Annotated in this window: 17 protein-coding genes and 1 pseudogene; 9 read left to right on the top strand and 9 right to left on the bottom strand. The window is 72.8% G+C overall.

Annotated elements, in window-relative coordinates:
- Positions 1-6 precede the first annotated feature (6 nt).
- From D0D15_RS04025 to D0D15_RS04020, 3 genes are read right to left on the bottom strand one after another with little or no spacing between them, the layout of a single operon-like run.
- Positions 7-528: an alpha/beta fold hydrolase gene (locus tag D0D15_RS04025; RefSeq protein ID WP_208646163.1), complete on the bottom strand. Its 522-nt coding sequence runs from the start codon at positions 526-528 to the stop codon at positions 7-9.
- 27 nt (positions 529-555) lie between these two features.
- Positions 556-687, bottom strand: a complete 132-nt coding sequence (locus D0D15_RS37540) for a hypothetical protein (RefSeq protein ID WP_279630549.1) — start codon at positions 685-687, stop codon at positions 556-558.
- Positions 684-1,826 carry a cupin domain-containing protein gene (locus D0D15_RS04020; protein WP_094005062.1) on the bottom strand — a complete coding sequence of 381 codons (1,143 nt, stop codon included), beginning with the start codon at positions 1,824-1,826 and terminating at the stop codon, positions 684-686. Before D0D15_RS04020 ends, D0D15_RS37540 begins: the two co-directional genes overlap by 4 nt.
- A 128-nt stretch (positions 1,827-1,954) precedes the next feature.
- Between D0D15_RS04020 and D0D15_RS04015 the strand changes: the two genes are divergently transcribed.
- Positions 1,955-2,950, top strand: coding sequence for a LacI family DNA-binding transcriptional regulator (locus D0D15_RS04015; protein WP_094005063.1), 996 nt, complete (start codon positions 1,955-1,957; stop codon positions 2,948-2,950).
- Positions 2,951-2,953: 3 nt separating this feature from the next.
- Here D0D15_RS04015 and D0D15_RS04010 read toward each other — a convergent pair whose 3' ends face one another.
- Together D0D15_RS04010 and hisD are read right to left on the bottom strand one after the other, a co-directional pair.
- Complete coding sequence (locus D0D15_RS04010) at positions 2,954-3,808, bottom strand: carbon-nitrogen hydrolase family protein (protein WP_094005064.1); 855 nt, start codon at positions 3,806-3,808, stop codon at positions 2,954-2,956.
- Entirely contained in the window at positions 3,808-5,136 is a 1,329-nt protein-coding gene (gene hisD / locus D0D15_RS04005) for a histidinol dehydrogenase (protein WP_094005065.1), read from the bottom strand. The genes D0D15_RS04010 and hisD overlap by 1 nt, the downstream gene beginning before the upstream one ends.
- A gap of 72 nt (positions 5,137-5,208) precedes the next feature.
- Between hisD and D0D15_RS04000 the strand changes: the two genes are divergently transcribed.
- Complete coding sequence (locus D0D15_RS04000; RefSeq protein ID WP_115944245.1) at positions 5,209-6,162, top strand: LysR family transcriptional regulator; 954 nt, start codon at positions 5,209-5,211, stop codon at positions 6,160-6,162.
- 69 nt (positions 6,163-6,231) lie between these two features.
- Here the strand turns inward: D0D15_RS04000 and D0D15_RS03995 are convergent, their stop codons facing one another.
- Entirely contained in the window at positions 6,232-7,506 is a 1,275-nt protein-coding gene (locus tag D0D15_RS03995) for an MFS transporter (protein WP_233157211.1), read from the bottom strand.
- A gap of 176 nt (positions 7,507-7,682) precedes the next feature.
- On the opposite strand from D0D15_RS03995, the gene D0D15_RS03990 reads away from it, so the two are divergent.
- Positions 7,683-8,675 carry a nuclear transport factor 2 family protein gene (locus D0D15_RS03990; protein WP_094005067.1) on the top strand — a complete coding sequence of 331 codons (993 nt, stop codon included), beginning with the start codon at positions 7,683-7,685 and terminating at the stop codon, positions 8,673-8,675.
- Positions 8,676-8,789: 114 nt separating this feature from the next.
- On the opposite strand, the gene D0D15_RS03985 is transcribed toward D0D15_RS03990, so the two are convergent.
- Complete coding sequence (locus D0D15_RS03985) at positions 8,790-9,803, bottom strand: TerC/Alx family metal homeostasis membrane protein (RefSeq protein ID WP_094005068.1); 1,014 nt, start codon at positions 9,801-9,803, stop codon at positions 8,790-8,792.
- A 250-nt stretch (positions 9,804-10,053) separates the two neighbouring features.
- On the opposite strand from D0D15_RS03985, the gene D0D15_RS03980 reads away from it, so the two are divergent.
- The 4 genes from D0D15_RS03980 to D0D15_RS03965 all read left to right on the top strand — a co-directional run bounded on the left by D0D15_RS03980 (position 10,054) and on the right by D0D15_RS03965 (position 12,933).
- Positions 10,054-10,683: a TetR/AcrR family transcriptional regulator gene (locus D0D15_RS03980; RefSeq protein WP_233157212.1), complete on the top strand. Its 630-nt coding sequence runs from the start codon at positions 10,054-10,056 to the stop codon at positions 10,681-10,683.
- A 47-nt stretch (positions 10,684-10,730) separates the two neighbouring features.
- Complete coding sequence (locus D0D15_RS03975) at positions 10,731-11,810, top strand: MBL fold metallo-hydrolase (RefSeq protein WP_094005069.1); 1,080 nt, start codon at positions 10,731-10,733, stop codon at positions 11,808-11,810.
- Between the two features lie 128 nt (positions 11,811-11,938).
- Positions 11,939-12,277, top strand: a complete 339-nt coding sequence (cmtR, locus tag D0D15_RS03970) for a Cd(II)/Pb(II)-sensing metalloregulatory transcriptional regulator CmtR (RefSeq protein WP_094005070.1) — start codon at positions 11,939-11,941, stop codon at positions 12,275-12,277.
- Positions 12,274-12,933 carry a cation efflux transmembrane domain-containing protein gene (locus D0D15_RS03965; protein WP_233157213.1) on the top strand — a complete coding sequence of 220 codons (660 nt, stop codon included), beginning with the start codon at positions 12,274-12,276 and terminating at the stop codon, positions 12,931-12,933. The genes cmtR and D0D15_RS03965 overlap by 4 nt, the downstream gene beginning before the upstream one ends.
- A gap of 1 nt (position 12,934) precedes the next feature.
- On the opposite strand, the gene D0D15_RS03960 is transcribed toward D0D15_RS03965, so the two are convergent.
- Positions 12,935-14,443, bottom strand: coding sequence for a PucR family transcriptional regulator (locus tag D0D15_RS03960; protein WP_115944244.1), 1,509 nt, complete (start codon positions 14,441-14,443; stop codon positions 12,935-12,937).
- A 107-nt stretch (positions 14,444-14,550) separates the two neighbouring features.
- Between D0D15_RS03960 and D0D15_RS03955 the strand changes: the two genes are divergently transcribed.
- Both D0D15_RS03955 and D0D15_RS03950 read left to right on the top strand, forming a co-directional pair.
- A complete protein-coding gene (locus D0D15_RS03955) occupies positions 14,551-15,810 on the top strand; it encodes an NAD(P)/FAD-dependent oxidoreductase (RefSeq protein ID WP_094005073.1) in 1,260 nt (419 codons plus the stop codon).
- 8 nt (positions 15,811-15,818) lie between these two features.
- Positions 15,819-16,457 carry a GreA/GreB family elongation factor gene (locus D0D15_RS03950; protein ID WP_094005194.1) on the top strand — a complete coding sequence of 213 codons (639 nt, stop codon included), beginning with the start codon at positions 15,819-15,821 and terminating at the stop codon, positions 16,455-16,457.
- 36 nt (positions 16,458-16,493) lie between these two features.
- On the opposite strand, the pseudogene D0D15_RS36875 reads toward D0D15_RS03950, so the two are convergent.
- Positions 16,494-16,650: pseudogene (locus D0D15_RS36875) on the bottom strand (dihydrofolate reductase family protein); the annotation flags it as partial.
- Position 16,651 lies beyond the last annotated feature (1 nt).

The raw sequence follows: 16,651 nt of genomic DNA, 5'->3' as shown, positions 1-16,651 counted from the left end.
ACTCCTTCATCGGATTGACTGGAGCCAGTCGCGCAGCACCGTGGCCGCGACGGCGGGTTCCTCGAGCGTCAGCAGGTGACCGGCCGCCGGGAGGACCCGGAGGGTGGCGTCGGCCGCGTGGGCGGCGATGGCGTGGTGGAACGCGGGCGGGCACAGCGCGTCCCGTTCGCCGCACAGCACCAGGACCGGGCAGGACAGCCCGGCGATCGCGGCGGCGGCGTCCCGCCGGGTGGCCTGGGCGGCGAGCTGGGCGCGGAACGTCTCCGGCCCCACCCGGTGGGCCATCTCCCGGAACCGTTGCCGCAGCGCGGGACCCGGATCGGCGAACATGGCGGGCAGGATCTGCTCGACGACCTCGGCGAACCCGCCTTCGCCGGTGCGGCGGCCGAACTCGGCCCAGCCGCCGAGCTGCTCCGGCCGCGGCGCACCGGCGTTGGTGGAGATCGCGCAGAACCCGGCCAGCCGCCCGGGCGCCAGCCGGGCGGCCTCGAAGCCCGCGATCGCGCCGAGGCTCAGCCCGGCGAGCACGAACGGGCCGTCGACCGCGGCCAGGATCTACGCGGCCATGCCGCCGATGGACGGCGCGGTGATCTCCGCGTGGACCACCGGCCCGGGCAGCTCGACATCGGCCCACAGATCGGCGTCGCAGAGCATCCCGGGGACCAGCACCACCGGCGGCACGGTCATCGCCCGACCGGCTTCGGCAGCAGGTGGTAGGGCGCGAGGTAACCGTTGTGGTCCACGCCCACCCCGGCGTCGGCGGCCGCCTTGACGACCTCCTCGTCCCACTCCAGGCGCACCCGGCCGTCACCGCCGTTGACGACGAGCAGGGTCGCCGTGTCGTCGGAGACGTTGCGGACGCTGCGCCACGCCCCGCGCGGCACGGACACCATGTCCCACGGCCCCAGCCGCACGCTCACCTCGTCGTGCCGGTTGAGCGTGACCTCCCACTCGCCGTCCTTGACCATCAGGACCTGGGTCTCGTCGTGGCGGTGCGGCAGCAGGCCCTCGCCCGGCTCGGCGCGCAGCCAGGCCAGGTTGTGCCCGTGCGGCTGGTGGATCCGCGGTTCCTGGTCGCGGTCCTCGGTCATGCCGAAGCCGATCACCGTGGCCAGCTCGGCGCGCCCGCCGGGCAGGGCGCTGCCCAGCAGAGCCCGCGACGACCACCGGAGGTCGTCCGTGGTCGCCACCCGGCGGCGCAGCTTGGCCACGTCGTAGGAGGGCAGGGCGGCGATGTCCGCCGCGGCCATCGGGCGGACCAGCTCGGCCGGATCGGGCACCTCGTCCCCGGCGACGGTGTCGATGAGCCGGTTGTCCGCGCTCAGGTACAGGCCGTGCCGCTCGGCCTCGCGCAGCACCGACGGGCCCCAGATGATGCCGCCGGTGTCGTCGTGGCCGAGCACGGTGAACAGCCAGCCGTCGTCCGGGCCGATGTTGGTGAACCCGCGGAAGATCCACGTCGGGATCGAGGCGATGTCGCCCTCGCGGAGCACCAGCTCGCCCTCGTCGCCGTCGGCGCCCCAGCGGAGCAGGAACTCGCCCCGGAAGCACAGGAACACCTCGGCCGTGAAGTGCAGGTGCAGGTTGTTGGTGATGCCGTGCGGCATCGCCGCCGCGCCGATGTTGAACCCGTGCGGCTCACGCAGGTTCACCACCTGGTTCGGGTTCTGCGTCACCCCCGGGCCGATCATCGAGTAGTTCTCCTTGCGGTCCGAACCCGGCGTCCGGCAGTCGATGAACGCCTGGTTGCAGGACACGAAATCGGCCCGCCGGATCGTCCGGCGTTCCAGCTCCGCCGCCGGGACCCACCCCTCACCGTTGACCATGACACCCTCCGCAGCTCGTTGTTAATACGTATGCAGAACACCATCGGGGACACCCGCGTGTCAAGCCCAAGGCGGCCGGAGTTCGGCTAGGATGCGTATGCACGGCCGATCCACGGGAAGGGGCGCCGATGTCGATCACGAGCCATGACGTGGCCCGGCTCGCCGGGGTCTCGCAGCCGACCGTCTCCCGGGCGCTGCGCGGGGACCACCGGGTGTCCGAGGCCACGCGCGCGCGGGTGCGCGAGGCGGCCGAGGCGCTCGGGTACGTGCCCAGCGAAGCGGGCCGGAGCCTGTCCACGCGCTCGACCCGCCGCATCGGGGTGGTCGTCACCGACCTGACCAACCCGTTCTACCCGCACCTGATCGGCCCCCTGCACGACACGCTCGAGCGGCACGGGTACCGGATGATGCTGTTCACCGAGCGCAGCGAGACCGCGCTGGAGACCGAACGGCTGCTCGACCGCTCGATCGACGGCGTCGTGCTCACCACCGCGGTGATCGGGTCCGCCCTGCCCGCCGAGCTGCACCGCCGCGGCCTGCCGTTCGTGTTCCTCAACCGGGAGACCGGCAACGACAAGGCCGACGCCGCCGTGGTGGACAACGAGGCCGGCGGCCGGCTCGTCGCCGAGGAACTCGTGCGCCTCGGCCACGGCGACGTGGCCCTGATCGGCGGCCCGGCGGAGACCACCACCGGCCGCGACCGCGAACTCGGGTTCCGGGTGGGCCTGTCGGAGGCCGGGGTCGGCCTGCCGCGGCACCGCGTGCGGCGCGGGCCGTTCGACTACGGCACCGGCTACCAGGGCCTGCTCGACCTGATGGCCGAGGACCCTCGCCCCACGGCGGTGTTCTGCGGCAACGACGTGATCGCGATCGGCGCGATGAACGCGGCGCGGCGGCTGGGCGTCGACGTGCCGGGCGACCTGACGCTCATCGGGTTCGACGACCTGCCGATGGCGTCCTGGGAGACCTTCGACCTCACCACGGTCCGCCACGACCTGCACGGCATGGCCCAGGCCGCCGCGGACCTGCTGGTCGAGCGCCTCGCCGGCGGCACGGACGACGCACCGCGCCGCGTCACGTTCGCCCCGGAGCTGGTGCCGCGGGGCACGCACGCGGCGCGGTGAGCCTCACGACGGCGCGGTGCGCCGCCGTTCCGCCGCGGCCCAGGCCCACGGGGTGAGCGCGCCGCCGTAGAGCGGCATCGGGATCGGCTCGTCGTCCTCCCGCATCTGCTCCCACACCCGGGTGACGCCGAAGCTGCCGTGCCGGCGCACCGCGGTCACCGTGTCCAGGTCGATCACCGCCGTGAGCACGCCCGCGCTGGAGCCGGGCAGCTCGGCGAGGACCTGCCCCTCGGGCCCGGCCAGCACCGAGTGCCCGGCGCCGGTCGGGCCTGCCGCGTTGATGCTGGCCACGAACAGCTGGTTGACGGTCGCGTTGGCACGGGCCAGCACGACCTCCTGGGCGCGGTCGGCGGTGTCGGTGCGCACCACGTTGAGCACCAGCTCGGCCCCCAGCCACGCCAGGTGGCGGGTGACCTCCGGGAACCAGGCGTCGTAGCAGACGGACAACCCGACGCGGCCGACCCCGGGGATGGGAAACACCACGAACTCACGGCCCGGCCGGAACGGCTCGTGCGGGCGCCAGGGGAAGACCTTCCGGTAGGCGGCGGCCTGCTCACCCCCGGGCGAGTACACGACGGCCGTGTTGTAGACGTGGCCGTCGGCGCCCAGCTCCGCGACAGTGCCCGGGCACAGCCACACGCCCAGGTCCCCGGCGAGTTCGGCGAAACACCGGTGCCGCGGCCCGTCGGTCAGCGGCTCGGCGTCCATATCGGACTCTCCGGTCACGTGCAGCTCGGGGTAGGCCAGCAGCCGGGTGCCCGGGAACCGGCGCAGCGTGGCGGTGACGTGCCCGGCGAACCCGTCGACGTCGCGGCGGGCGGGGACCTGGGCGAGCGCGAGGGTGAGCGGCCGTCCCATCAGACCTCCTGCAGCGCCAGCCGCTGCGTGCGCAGGGTGGCGGTGGCGCGGTGGGCCGCCATGCCTTCCGAGGCGGAGATGACCTCGACCGCGTCGGCGAGGGCGGGCGTGGCTTCGCGGGCGACCCGCTGGTAGGTCAGCGGCCGGACGAACCGGGACACCGACAGCCCGGCGCTGTGCCGCGCGCCGCCCGCGGTGGGCAGCACGTGGTTCGTCCCGGCCATGCCCTTGTCGGAGTAGGCGACGGTGCTCCACGGCCCGAGGAACAGCGACCCGTAGGCGGTCAGGTGCGTGTGGTACCAGTCGTCGTCGGCGGTCTGGATCTCCAGGTGCTCGGGCGCGAGGTCGTCCATGAGCGCGGCCGCGGTCTCCCGGTCGGCCGCCACCGTGATCGAGCCGTGGTCGCGCCAGGCGGGGCCGGCGATCGGTGCCGTGGACAGCGTCGCGAGCTGCCGGTCGACCTCCGCGGCCACCTGCGCCGCCAGCTCGGCGCTGGTGGTGATGAGCGCCGCGGGCGAGTCCGGGCCGTGCTCGGCCTGGCCGAGCAGGTCGGCGGCGACGAGTTCGGGATCGGCGGTCTCGTCGGCGATCACGGCCACTTCGGACGGTCCGGCGAGCAGGTCGATCGCGACGGTGCCGAACAGCTGCCGCTTGGCCTCGGCCACGAACGCGTTGCCCGCGCCGACGAGCATGTCCACCGGGGCGTCGCCGACCAGGCCGTAGGCCATCGCCGCGAGCGCCTGCACCCCGCCGAGCAGGAAGACCCGGTCCACTCCGGACACGTACGCGGCGTAGAGCACGGCGGGGTTCGGGCCGCCGTCGGGCTGCGGCGGGGTGCACGCCACCACCGACGGCACCCCGGCGGCCTTGGCGACGCCGACGGTCATGAACGCGCTCGCGGTCAGCGGGAACCGGCCGGCCGGGAGGTAGGCGCCGACGCGCTGCACCGGCACGTAGCGGTATCCGGCGACCAGGCCCGGTTCGAGTTCGATCTCCAGGTCCTTGAGCGCGTCCCGGGACGCCTTGGCGAACGCCGCGGTGCGGGCGGCGCCGAGCTCGATGGCCGCGCGCAGGTCGTCCGGCAGCGCCTCGCCGCTGCGGCGCATCTCCTCGCGCGAGATCTCCAGTGGCCTGCCGTCGTAGCCGTCGAGTTCGGCGGCGTAGCGGGTGACGGCATCGAGTCCCTCGGCGCGGATCCGGCCGAGCATGCGCGTCACGGTGTCGATGACGCCCGGGTCGCGCTGGGCGGGGGCGCCGCCGGCCGCGGGCTCCTTGACGACGGTGAACCGGCCGGCGAAGCGGCGCTGGGTGGCTTCGGTGAAGTACATGCCCGGAAAGCTAGTTCCGCTCCGGCCACAGGACCACCTTGTCTTCCGTTGGGACACCTATAACCTTTCCTTGTGACACTGACACAGCTGCGTGCCCTGGTGGCGGCCGCCGAACTCGGTTCCTTCACCGCGGCCGGGAACGCGCTCGGCTACACGCAGGCGGCGGTCTCGGAACTGGTGCGCCGCCTGGAGGAGGAGTGCGGTCTGCAGCTGTTCCACCGCGGCGGGCGCAAGCTGACGCTCACCCCCGCGGCACCGCAGCTGCTGCCGCACGCGCAGCAGACGGTGAGCGCGGCGCAGAACGCCGAGGACACGGTGCGGGCGGTGCGCGGGCTGACCGGCGGGGTGGCCTCGTTCGGCCTGTTCCGCAACGCCGACTTCTACCTGCTGGCCGAGCTCGCCGAGCGGTTCGCCACCGCGCACCCGGACGTGCGCGTCCGGCTGGTCGGGGTCAACGCCGCGCGCGTGGCCGAAGCGGTCGCGGCCGGGGACCTGGAAGCGGGCATCGTGGTCCTGCCGGTCACCCCGTCCGGGCTGGAGGTCACGCCGCTGGCGCGGGACGAGGTGCTCTACGTGTCGGCGGACCCGGCGCACGTGGCCACGCCGGTGGACATCACGACCATGGCGGCGCGGCGGCTCGTCCTCTACGACGCGCACGTGGGCTGGGCGGACCCGGACCGGCTGCAGCTGGCCGAGCGGGCGCAGATCGCCGGGGTGCGGCTGGAGCCGTTCCTCGAGGTCGAGCAAGCCCAGGCGGCGCTGCACCTGGTCGCCCGCGGGCTCGGGGACACGTTCCTGTCCCGGGCGGTGGCCGAACGGCTCCTGCGCACCGAAGGGCTGCGCCTGCACACCACTCCCTTCGACCCGCCGCTGCACAACACGTTCGCGCTCGTCCGGCGGCGGCACAGCAGGCTCTCCCCCGCCACCGCCGAACTCGCCCGGCTCGCCGTGGACCTGTTGATGCGCAACGAGATGCTCGAACACCGGCGGCCCCTCCCCGCGCGGGAGGAGCCGCCGGTGCCCTGAGGGGAACTCAGCGGGCGAACTTGTCGGCCGACAGCTCGCTGCGGTAGGTCTCCGTCATGAAGAAGGTGATCACCACCAGTGCCAGGACGGCCGCCACCGCGAGGTAGACCCACACGGCGTAGATCGTGCCGAAGGTGGACACCAGCAGCGTCGCGACGAACGGCGTGATGCCCATGAAGATCGAGAACGAGCTGTTGTAGGCGATCGAGCTGGCGCTGAACCGGGTGCGGTGGCGAACAGCTCCGCCGCGCACACGGTGACGATGCCGGTCAGGAAGAACTCCGGGATGATGTAGATCAGCTGGCTGGCCACGGCGCCGCCGAACGTGCCCGACTGGCCGACCCAGAACGCCAGCGGCACCAGGAAGATGCAGCACAGCGCGCCGATGACGAGCATCGGCTTGCGCCCGATCCGGTCGGAGATCGAGCCGGCCAGCGGCAGCAGCGGGATCAGCACGGCGACCGAGATCATGTTGGACAGCCAGGCCGCCGACTTGGACAGGCCGAGCGTCTCGGACAGGTACTCCGGGTAGAAGGTGACCCAGGTGTAGGACAGGATCGCCAGCATGATGGAGGCGCCGCAGAACACCAGGATGGGCCGCCACTGGGACCGCAGCGCCTCGCGGAACGGCGCGGCGACGACGTTGGTGCCGTGGTCGGTGGCGGCGACGAACTCCGGCGACTCCTCGATCCGGCGCCGCAACCAGACCCCGACCAGGCACAGCGGCAGCACCGCCAGGAACGGGATCCGCCAGCCCCAGCTGCGCAGCGCCTCGTCGGTGAACACCGCGCTCATCAACGCGGCCACCCCGGCCCCGGCGAGGATGCCGAGGAAGCAGCTGTTGGACGCGAAGGAGGTGTAGAACCCGCGGCGGCGCGGCTCGGCCCACTCGACCACGAACGCGACGGCGCCGACGTACTCACCGCCCGCGACCATGCCCTGCACGACCCGCAGCACCAGCAGGATCAGCGGCGCGGCCAGGCCGATCTGGTCGTAGGTGGGCAGGACGCCGATCGCGGCCGTCGAGATGCCCATGAACACGACCGTCCACAGCAGAACCTTCTTGCGGCCGAACCGGTCGCCCCAGCGGCCGAGGATGGTCCCGCCGAGCGGGCGGACGAGGCACGCGATCGCGATCACCGCGTAGGCGCTGAGCACGCTGGCGGTGTGGTCGCTCGCCGGGAAGAACGAGGCGGCGAGGACGGGCGCCATGTAGCCGTACAACCCGTAGTCGAACTGCTCGACGAAGTTGCCGATACTGCCGGCGACGATGGTCCGGCGGATCACCTTCCGGCGTCCGGGCGCGTCGGCGGGCGCGGCTGTGGTCGGCGCGACGGTGGACATGACACCTCCATTGTGCCACAACGGCTGAGCCGTTTGCATACGTATGGAGAGCAACATAGGTGTGTGACGTGGTGCGGTCAAGACGCAGATCGCAGCGGGGAGTTCGCTCTTGCCGACGATCATGCATACGGATACAGTCAGCGTGCCCCGGCCCGCTCCACGGAAAGGACCCAGCCATGCCCCTCGATCCGGTCGCCTACCAGCCCTACGAGGACCCGGACGACTTCATCCGCGAGGTCACCGACCGGATCTGGGTCCAGCGCGACATCTCCTACATCGTGGACAACTACGAGCCGGACTCGATCGTCCACGGTGGCCTCGGCACCGTCGTCGGCCGGGACGGGGTGATCGAAGGCAGCCTGATGCGGATCGCGCAGGTGCCGCAACACGTGGGCCAGGCCGAGGACGTGGTGTGGGAGGCCCGCGGCGATGACGCCTTCCTCAGCTCGCACCTCGTCTTCTCCGCCGACACGCACATCGTGAACGGCGTGCCGACGCCGATCCGCAAGCGCACCATCGCCAACTGCCTCTACCGCCGCGGGCGGATGGTGGAGGAATGGGTCGTGCGCGACGACCTCGCCGACTGCCTGCAGCTCGGGCTGGACGCGGCGGAGGTCGCGCGGGGCCTGCGGTTCCGCGGGTACGAGGGCTCGATGACCGAGCCGGCCCCGGCCGACGTGCTGACCGCGGGCGACAGCGGCCCGCGCCCCGACGACCACCGGCCCGAGTGCGAGATGGTGCTGGAGTTCATCGAGGAGGTGTGGAACGCCCGGCGCCTGCACAAGGTCACCGACTTCATGCCGCGCGACCTGTTCCTGCACACGATCGGCGACCGGACGGTCCTCCGCCCGGACGGCTACCAGCGCGACCTGCTCAACCAGGTCGCCCCGTTCCCGGACGCGCGGTTCGAGGTGCGCGACATCCAGACCAACTACGCCGAGCGGTACGCCGGGCTGCGCATCGCCGCGCTGTGGGTGATGAAGGGCTCCTACCGGGGCGTGCCGGAGTTCGGCCCGCTGACCGGGCAGCCGGTCGACCTGATCGGGGTGTCGCAGTTCCTGGTCCAGGGCGGCCGGATCACGCGCGAGATCCGCGTGTTCGACCAGATCGCGCTGCGGGCGCAGATCAACAGCCACGAGAGTTCGTTCACGGACACGAACATCTACTGACCCTGATCGCGCCGCCCGGTCAGCGTGGTGGCCGGGCGGTGATCAGGACCGCGGCCGTGATGATGGTGGCGACGACGAGCAGGGCGATGAGGCCGGCGTCGACGAGGGTGTCGATCATGATCGGCTCCGCGTGGCGGGTTCCTCGCTGCGGTTGCGGGAGCGCAGGCTGGTCACCGTGACCGTGGCGAGGATCAGCACGATGACCAGCAGCGAAACGGGGGTCGGGATGGTCGGCACCCCGGGCCACACCTCGTGCGCCCAGTGCAGCACGAGCTTGACCCCGATGAAGGCCAGGATGATGGCCAGGCCGTGGTTGAGGTGGACGAGCTTGGCCAGCGCGGTGTGCAGCACGAAGTACAGCGCACGCAGGCCGAGCAGCGCGAAGGCGTTGGTGGTGAAGACCAGGTAGGGGTCCTCGGTGATGCCGTAGACCGCGGGCACCGAGTCGACGGCGAACACCACGTCGGTGGCGAAGACGGCCACCACCACCAGCGTCAGCGGCGTCAGGGCGCGGCGTCCGCGTTCCCGGACCACCAGGCGCGTGCCGCGGTAGTCGTCGGTGACCGGCATCAGCTTGCGCAGCAGCCGGACCGAACGCATCCGCGACACGTCGCGCTCGAGTTCCGGGCCGCGCAGGGCCTCGTGCAGGATCTTGATCGCCGAGACGAACAGGATCGCACCGAACACCAGGAAGGCCCACGTGCCGGCCTGCAGCAGGGCGGCACCGGCGGCGATGAAGATGCCGCGCAGCACGAGCGCGCCGACGATGCCGTAGAGCAGCACCCGCTGCTGCACCTCGACGGGCACGGCGAACGCGGCGAGCAGCAGCATGAAGACGAAGAGGTTGTCGACCGAGAGCGACTTCTCGACGACGAACCCGGTGGCGAACTCCAGCGCCTGGGGCCCGCCGAACGCGCTCCACAGCCAGAAGGCGAACAGCAGTGGCAGGGTCAGGTAGAACACCGACCACCCAGCGGCCTCGCGCAGTGACACCTCGTGCGGCCGCCGGGTGACCAGGAAGTCGGTCACCAGCAGGGCCAGCAGCACCGCGATGCTGATCCCCCACAGCCAGGGCGTGCCGATCGACGACATGGGCGCGGCAGCGGCGACAGCGGAATGGTCCGGCATGGAGGGGCCTCCTCGAACACGGTCAGCGTCCGAGGTCTCCTTCACCCGGTGAGACCGGGCGCCCTGCCGGGGACACACGGGTGTCCGTACTGACCGGTCAGGACCTTGGGAAGTACTCCCCTCGCGATCCAGTATCCGGCAAAGCGGACATGACTGTAAAGAGTGGTCACCCGGATGCGGTGTGCGCACCCGAAGTAGCGGCTGCCAGGCGAATCCGCGGCGCGCATACCGGAAGTATCGTCCTGCGCATGTGCACAGCGCCCCGGACGAGGACGACATGAGCGGCCCGGTTCCCCGCGTCCCGCGCGAGGAGGTGCGGCGGCGCCTGCTCGAGGCCGCCGCGAAGGTGTTCGCCGAGCGGGGGTACCAGGCGGCGAGGCTGGACGAGATCGCGCACGCCGCCGGGTTCACCAAGGGTGCGGTGTACTCCAACTTCGCCAGCAAGCAGGCTCTGCTCGCGGAGCTGATCGACCAGCACGTGCGCACCCGGTTCGCGGCGAGCGCGCTCGAACTGCGCGCCGGGAAGGCGCCGGAGCGGGCCGTGGAGGACATCGCGGAGGTCGTCGCCCGCGGGATCGTCGAGCAGGACACCTGGGGGCGGCTGCTGGTCGAGATCGGCCAGCAGGCCGGTCACGATCCCGCCGTGCGTGCGGTTTACGTGGAGGTGCGCCGGGCGCTGCGCGACGAGCTGGCCGCCCAGGTCGCCCGGACCTGCGAGGAGTACGGCATCGAACTCGCCGTGCCCCCGGAGCAGATCGCGCTGACGCTGCAGTCGCTGCGGCTCGGGCTCGCGCTGGAGCACGGCACCGATCCGGAGCAGGTCGACCGGGCCGCCGTGGCCGCCGTCTTCACGACCACGCTGCGCGGCCTGATCCGCTGAGTTTCGATACTTGCCGGTATTCAATACCCACGGGTATCGTCGGCTTCGTGATCATCTCCCGCCGCCGCGTCCTCAAATCCGCCGCCGCGGTCTCCGGCGCCCTCCCCTTCCTGGGCGCCGGGCAGGCCGCCGCCGAGACCGCGGTCCCCCGCACCGGCGCCCATCTCGTACTGCTCGGCACCGCCGCCGGCCCGGTCCCGATGGCGGGCCGCTCCGGCATCGCCACCGCGCTCGTCGTCGACGGGCGCACCTACCTCGTCGACTTCGGGCACGGCGCGTTCGGCCGGCTCCAGCAGTCCGGTGTGGACATCGGCACGCTCGGCAAGGTCTTCGTCACCCACCTGCACTCCGACCACCTGGCGGACCTGTACACGCTGCTGTGGCTGCGGTTCGGTGGTGTCAACGGGCTGACCCACCCGATCGACTTCTACGGCCCCGGCCCGGCCGGCGCGCTGCCCGAGCCCTCGTCCGGCAAGCCGGCCGGCACCGTCGAGCCGGGCAACCCGACGCCCGGGCTGGCGGGCTTCTTCGCGAACTCGCTCGCCGCCACCGCCTACGACGTCAACCTCCGCATGCGCGACGAGGCCTGGCCCGACATCCGCGATCTGTACCGGGTGCACGAGATCGCGGTGCCCGACGTCGGTGCGAGCCCGCTCGGCGAGATGGCCCCGCCGATGCGGCCGTTCCCGGTCGTGGCCGACGATCACGTGTCGGTCAGCGCGATCCTCGTGCGGCACCCGCCGGTGTTCCCGTCGTTCGCCTTCCGCTTCGACACCGCCTACGGCTCGGTCGTGATCAGCGGCGACACCACCATCACCCCGAACATGGTCACCCTCGCCCGGGGCGCCGACATCCTCGTGCACGAGGCGATCGACCTGCGGATCGTCGAGCAGTTCGGCGGCCTCACCCCCGAACAGCTGCGCCACCACCGGGAGAGCCACTCCGACGTCACCCGCCTCGGCGGCGAGATCGCCCAGCCGGCCGGCGTCCGCACCCTCGTGCTGTCTCACCTGGCGCCCGGCCTCAAGGCGATCCCCGACGCGTCCTGGCACGCTCAGGCGAGCCGGGGCTTCGACGGCGAGGTGATCGTCGGCAACGACCTCATGCGCATCCCGCTCAGCCGCTGACCCCCGGCACTTCCGGACGACAGTGACGGTCCCACGCCGGGGTGCGGCCCGGGTAGCGCGCCCGCGCCGATCATCGCCGGCCCCGTGCCCCTTGCCGTCATGTCAGCGTCCGCTGTACTGTTCGCCGTGTGCTGACCTGTGAGACGCGGGGCGCCGCGCTGGCCCGGCTGGGCCGCGCGCTCGCCGACCCGACGCGATGCCGGATCCTGGTCGCGTTGCTGGACGGCGTGCGCTACCCGGGACGGCTGGCCGCGGAGCTGGGACTGTCCCGCTCGAACGTGTCCAACCACCTGGCCTGCCTGCGTGGGTGCGGCCTCGTGGTGGCCTCCTACGAGGGGCGGCAGGTGCGGTACGAGCTGGCGGACCCGCACCTGGAGAAGGCGCTGAGCGAGCTGGTGCACGTCGTGCTGGCGGTGGACACCGGCGAGCCCTGCCTGGACGAGCCGGCCCCGAGCGTGACCGCATGACCGAGCCACGCAACCCGCCCGCGACCACGCAAGACGACTGCTGCGCCCCTGCCGCCGCCCCCACCGGGCGGCGAGCCACCCTCGAGCGCCGCGTCCGGTTGCTGGTCGCCGCCACCATCACCTACAACGTCATCGAAGCCGTGGTCGCCATCTCGGCCGGCACGGTCGCCTCGTCGACGGCGTTGATCGGGTTCGGGCTGGACTCGGTGATCGAGGTCGCCTCGGCCGCCGCGGTCGCCTGGCAGTTCTCCGGCGCCGATCCGGAGGCCCGCGAGCGGGTGGCGCTGAAGGTGATCGCGGTGTCGTTCTTCGCGCTGGCCGCCTACGTCACCGTCGAGTCCGTGCGCGGCCTGCTCGGCGCCGAGGCGGCCGAGCACTCCACGGTGGGGATCGCGCTGGCCGCGGTGTCGCTGCTGGTCATGCCGTTCCTGTCCGACGCCCAGCGGCGCGCCGGCCGGGAACTCGGCTCGGCCAGCGCGGTCGCCGACTCCAAGCAGACCCTGCTCTGCACCTACCTGTCCGGCGTGCTGCTGATCGGGCTGCTGCTCAACTCGCTGTTCGGCTGGTCCTGGGCCGATCCGGTCGTCGCGCTGGTCATCGCCGCGGTGGCGGTGAAGGAAGGCCGCGAAGCCTGGCGCGGCGAGCACTGCTGCTGACCTACTCGTGCACGGCCAGCGCGATCAGCATCGCCAGCCGCCGGGCGGGGTCGGTGAGGTCCAGGCCGGGGACCGCCGCCGTGACGCGGCGCAAACGGTTGCGGACCGTGTTCTGGTGGACGTCCAGCGCGGCGGCCGCGCCGACCAGGTCGCCCTGGGCCTCCAGCCAGGCCCGCAGCGTCGGGAGCAGCTCGGTGCCGTGCGCGGCGTCGTGTCCGGCCAGCCGCGCCACCGGGCCGCGGGCGGGGATCCGGCCGGTCGCCGCGGCGGAACGCAGGCGCTGCAGGAGCACCTGGTGCCAGGAATCGTCGTAGCACACGGCTTCGGTGTGGCCGAGGCGGTCGTGCAACGTCAGGCACTCGTCGGACTCCCGGCGGCCGGCCGGCAGCTCCGCGACCTCGCACTCCCCGGACACCCCGGCCGTGACGCGCAGGTGCGCGGGCAGGCCGGTGACGAGTTGCCGCACCCAGTGGAACGCCGGGGCGGGATCGGCGGCGGGCAGCACGGTGTAGACGGTGTTGCCGAACAGGGTGCTGCGCCCGACGCGCGACCACCCGAAGCCGGTCGTGGCGCGCTCGAACGCGAGCAGCAGACCGGCGTTGCGCTCGGCCTCGGTGTGCGCCTGCACCGCGACGACCCGCAGCCCGGACGCGGGCAGGCCCAGCTTCCGGATCACCGCGTCCGCGTCCGGATCGCCTTCGAGGAGCTGGATGACCAGCTCCGACTCGACCTGCCGCTCCAGGTCCGCGCTGACCCGCCAGCGCAGCAGGTGCAGCGCCACCGTGCGCGCCCCGTCGGTGAGGATGCGCGCCCGCGCGGCGTCCAGCGGCGCGGTGCACGACACCCACACCGATCCCAGCAGCTCCCGGCCCGCCCGGACCGCGACGACCGAGCGGCCGTGCAGCCCGTGCTCGGGTGAGGCCGGCACGAACAGCGGCTCGTCGGAGCGGGCGAGGTGCGTGAACACGCCCTGCCGCTCGAACAGGGCCCGCACCCGGTCCGGCACGCGGCGGCCCAGGATGGTGTCGTGCCGCGCCGGATCGGCTTCGCGCTGCTCGCTGGAGTAGGCCATCACGCGGGACAGCTGGTCCTCGATGGTGACCGGTCCGCCGACCGCCGCGGCGATGGTGTCGGCCAGGGCGGACAGGTCGGCCGGGCCGCGGCCGGACTCGGTCTCGCGCCCCTCCAGCACCAGCCCGTACACCACGCCGGCGACCTGGCTCCAGGACACGCTCGGGTCGGCCACCAGCACGGCCATCCCGTCCGGGTCCGGCGCGGGCTCCTCGGTGGTGCGCACGACCAGCACCACCGCCCGGGCCTGCCGGGCGAGCCGGATCGCCTCGGACACCGTGGGCACGCCGACGGCGAGGAAGATGTCGCCCACCCCGGACTCCTGCCGCACCGGGTCGTGCAGGGCGACGCTGCGCAGCTCGACCTCGCGGTCGGCGGTCCCGAGCAGGCGGGCGCCGTAGGTGCCGAGGATCGTGATCAGACGGTCGAGCTTGACCATGTGCGGATCCTACAAACCGAATCCGGCAAATTGTGCGTTCGGGACACCCTGTGCCCGGCTCGGCGGCGCGATGCTCGGGTCGGAACGCCGAGTCAGGGAGGTTGCCGGTGAACGAGGCCGCTCGAGGTGCGGGACCACGCTCCGCCGTCGTGGTCGGCGCCGGGATCGTCGGGCTGTCGACGGCCTGGTTCCTGCAGGAACACGGGGTGCGGGTGACCGTGCTGGACCGCAAGGGCGTCGCCGCGGGCGCGTCGTGGGGCAACGCCGGCTGGCTCTCGCCGGGGCTCGCGATCCCGCTCAACGAACCCGGCGTGCGGCGGGCCGGGCTCGCCTCGCTCCTGCAGCGCGACGCGCCGCTGCACGTGCCGCGGACCGCCGACCCGGCGCTGTGGTCGTTCCTGCTGCGCTTCGCCGCCCACTGCACCTGGCCCGCGTGGCGCCGGGTGGTCTCCGCCGGCGTGGCGCTGAACGACGACTGCCTCGACGCCTTCGACACCCTCACCCGCGGCGGCGTGGTGGCCGAGACCGTCGAGGCCCCGGTCACCGCGGTGTTCGGCTCGGCAGGCGAGGCCGCGACACTGCTCGCCGAGCTGCGGCGCTTCGCCGCGGCCGGAGCGCGGGCCGATCACACCGGCCTGACCGCGAGCGAGGTCCGCGCGCGCCTGCCGCAGCTGTCCGAACGCGCCGGAGCCGGAATCCAGCTGTCCGGCCAGCGTTACGTCGCCCCCGCGCGGTTCGTGCGGGCGCTGGCCGACTCGGTGCGCCATCGCGGCGGCACGATCCGCGCCGGGTTCGACGTGCGGTCGATCCGCCACCACCGGCACGCGGTCACGGTCGTCTCCCGCGACAACGTGAGCTTCTCGGCCAACGTCGCCGTCCTCGCGACGGGAGCCTGGATCAGCCGCCTGGCCGGGAAACTCGGCGTCCGCGTACCGGTGCGGGCCGGGCGCGGCTACTCCTTCACGGTCCCGACGGAGACACCGCTGCGGCAGCCGGTGTACCTGCCCACCGTCCGCGTCGCGTGCACGCCCTACCGGGACGCGATGCGGGTGGCCGGGACGATGGAGTTCCGCGGTCCCGACGATCCACCCGACGAGCGGCGCGTGCAGGCGATCGTCCGGTCGGCGGCCCCGTTTTTCGCGGGCGTGCGCTGGGACGAGCGCAGCGACACCTGGGTGGGCCCGCGACCGGTCACCAGCGACGGGCTCCCGGTCATCGGCGCCACCGCCGAGCCGGGCGTGTTCGTCGCGGGCGGGCACGGCATGTGGGGCTTCACCCAGGGGCCGGTCACCGGGAAGCTGCTCGCCGAGCGCATCGTCACCGGCAAACAGCCGGAAGCACTGCGGCCGTTCGACCCGCTGCGGTGAGCCGGCCGATGGGATCCACAGAGGACCTGGAGTTCCTCCGCGCGGAGAACGCGTTGCTGCGCGTGGAACGAGACATCCTGCTGCGCGTCGCGGCCGGTTTCGCCGGCGACGCGAACGCCACCCTGCTCCGGCGGCGCACCGCCGCCCGGCCGAACGAACGAGGAAACCCGATGGACACCGTGTGGCTGACCGAGGAAGCATACGCGCGCCTGCGTGCCGAGCTGACCGCGCTGCGCGCCGCACACGACCACGACCCGGAGGACCGGGAAACCGGGCTGCGGCGGCGGAAAGCGCGCACCCGCGAGCTGGAGGACCTGCTGCGCCGCGCCGTCGTCGGGCAGGCCCCGCCCGACGACGGCATCGCCGAACCCGGCATGGTGCTCACCGTCCGGTTCGACGACGACCCCGAGACGGAAACCTTCCTCCTCGGGGTGCGCGAGGGGGCGGGCGACGACCTGGAGGTCTACTCCCCCGACTCCCCGCTGGGCCGCGCCCTGACCGGCGCCCGCCAGGGCGAGTCCCGGACGTACCCGGTCCCCAGCGGCGCGACGGTGCGGGTGACGCTGGTGAGCGCCGTGCCCTACGGGCGCCACGCCCACCAGCGGTCCGCCGGAGAACCCCGGCGGGATCACCGGACCACGTCGTAGACCAGCTTCTGGATCCCGTTCGAGCAGGACTGGCGGGCAGCGTCGCCGACACGACGTACTTCGGCATCGCGTGGTAGCCGGCGAACTCCTCGGTCATGCCCGGCCAGACCGGGGAGAACGCCTGGTAGCTGACCCGCCCCAGCAGCATCGCGGTGGCCTCGCCCTGCTCGCGGCCCTTGATCTCGTAGGCGGCC

The organism is Amycolatopsis thermalba (assembly GCF_003385215.1).
GTDB lineage: Bacteria > Actinomycetota > Actinomycetes > Mycobacteriales > Pseudonocardiaceae > Amycolatopsis_E > Amycolatopsis_E thermalba.
The sequence above is the reverse complement of the archived record's forward strand: the minus strand, read 5'-3'. Positions and strand labels throughout refer to the sequence as shown.

Excerpts from the sequence above, each read along its gene's own strand:
- D0D15_RS04020 (WP_094005062.1), bottom strand. The coding sequence starts at position 1,826 with ATGGTCAACGGTGAGGGGTGGGTCCCGGCGGCGGAGCTGGAACGCCGG.
- D0D15_RS04010 (WP_094005064.1), bottom strand. The coding sequence starts at position 3,808 with ATGGGACGGCCGCTCACCCTCGCGCTCGCCCAGGTCCCCGCCCGCCGC.
- D0D15_RS03990 (WP_094005067.1), top strand. The coding sequence starts at position 7,683 with ATGCCCCTCGATCCGGTCGCCTACCAGCCCTACGAGGACCCGGACGAC.
- D0D15_RS03950 (WP_094005194.1), top strand. The coding sequence starts at position 15,819 with ATGGGATCCACAGAGGACCTGGAGTTCCTCCGCGCGGAGAACGCGTTG.
- D0D15_RS03985 (WP_094005068.1), bottom strand. The coding sequence starts at position 9,803 with ATGCCGGACCATTCCGCTGTCGCCGCTGCCGCGCCCATGTCGTCGATC.
- D0D15_RS03965 (WP_233157213.1), top strand. The coding sequence starts at position 12,274 with ATGACCGAGCCACGCAACCCGCCCGCGACCACGCAAGACGACTGCTGC.
- D0D15_RS03960 (WP_115944244.1), bottom strand. The coding sequence starts at position 14,443 with ATGGTCAAGCTCGACCGTCTGATCACGATCCTCGGCACCTACGGCGCC.
- D0D15_RS04015 (WP_094005063.1), top strand. The coding sequence starts at position 1,955 with ATGTCGATCACGAGCCATGACGTGGCCCGGCTCGCCGGGGTCTCGCAG.
- D0D15_RS03995 (WP_233157211.1), bottom strand. The coding sequence starts at position 7,506 with ATGTCCACCGTCGCGCCGACCACAGCCGCGCCCGCCGACGCGCCCGGA.
- hisD (WP_094005065.1), bottom strand. The coding sequence starts at position 5,136 with ATGTACTTCACCGAAGCCACCCAGCGCCGCTTCGCCGGCCGGTTCACC.
- D0D15_RS37540 (WP_279630549.1), bottom strand. The coding sequence starts at position 687 with ATGACCGTGCCGCCGGTGGTGCTGGTCCCCGGGATGCTCTGCGACGCC.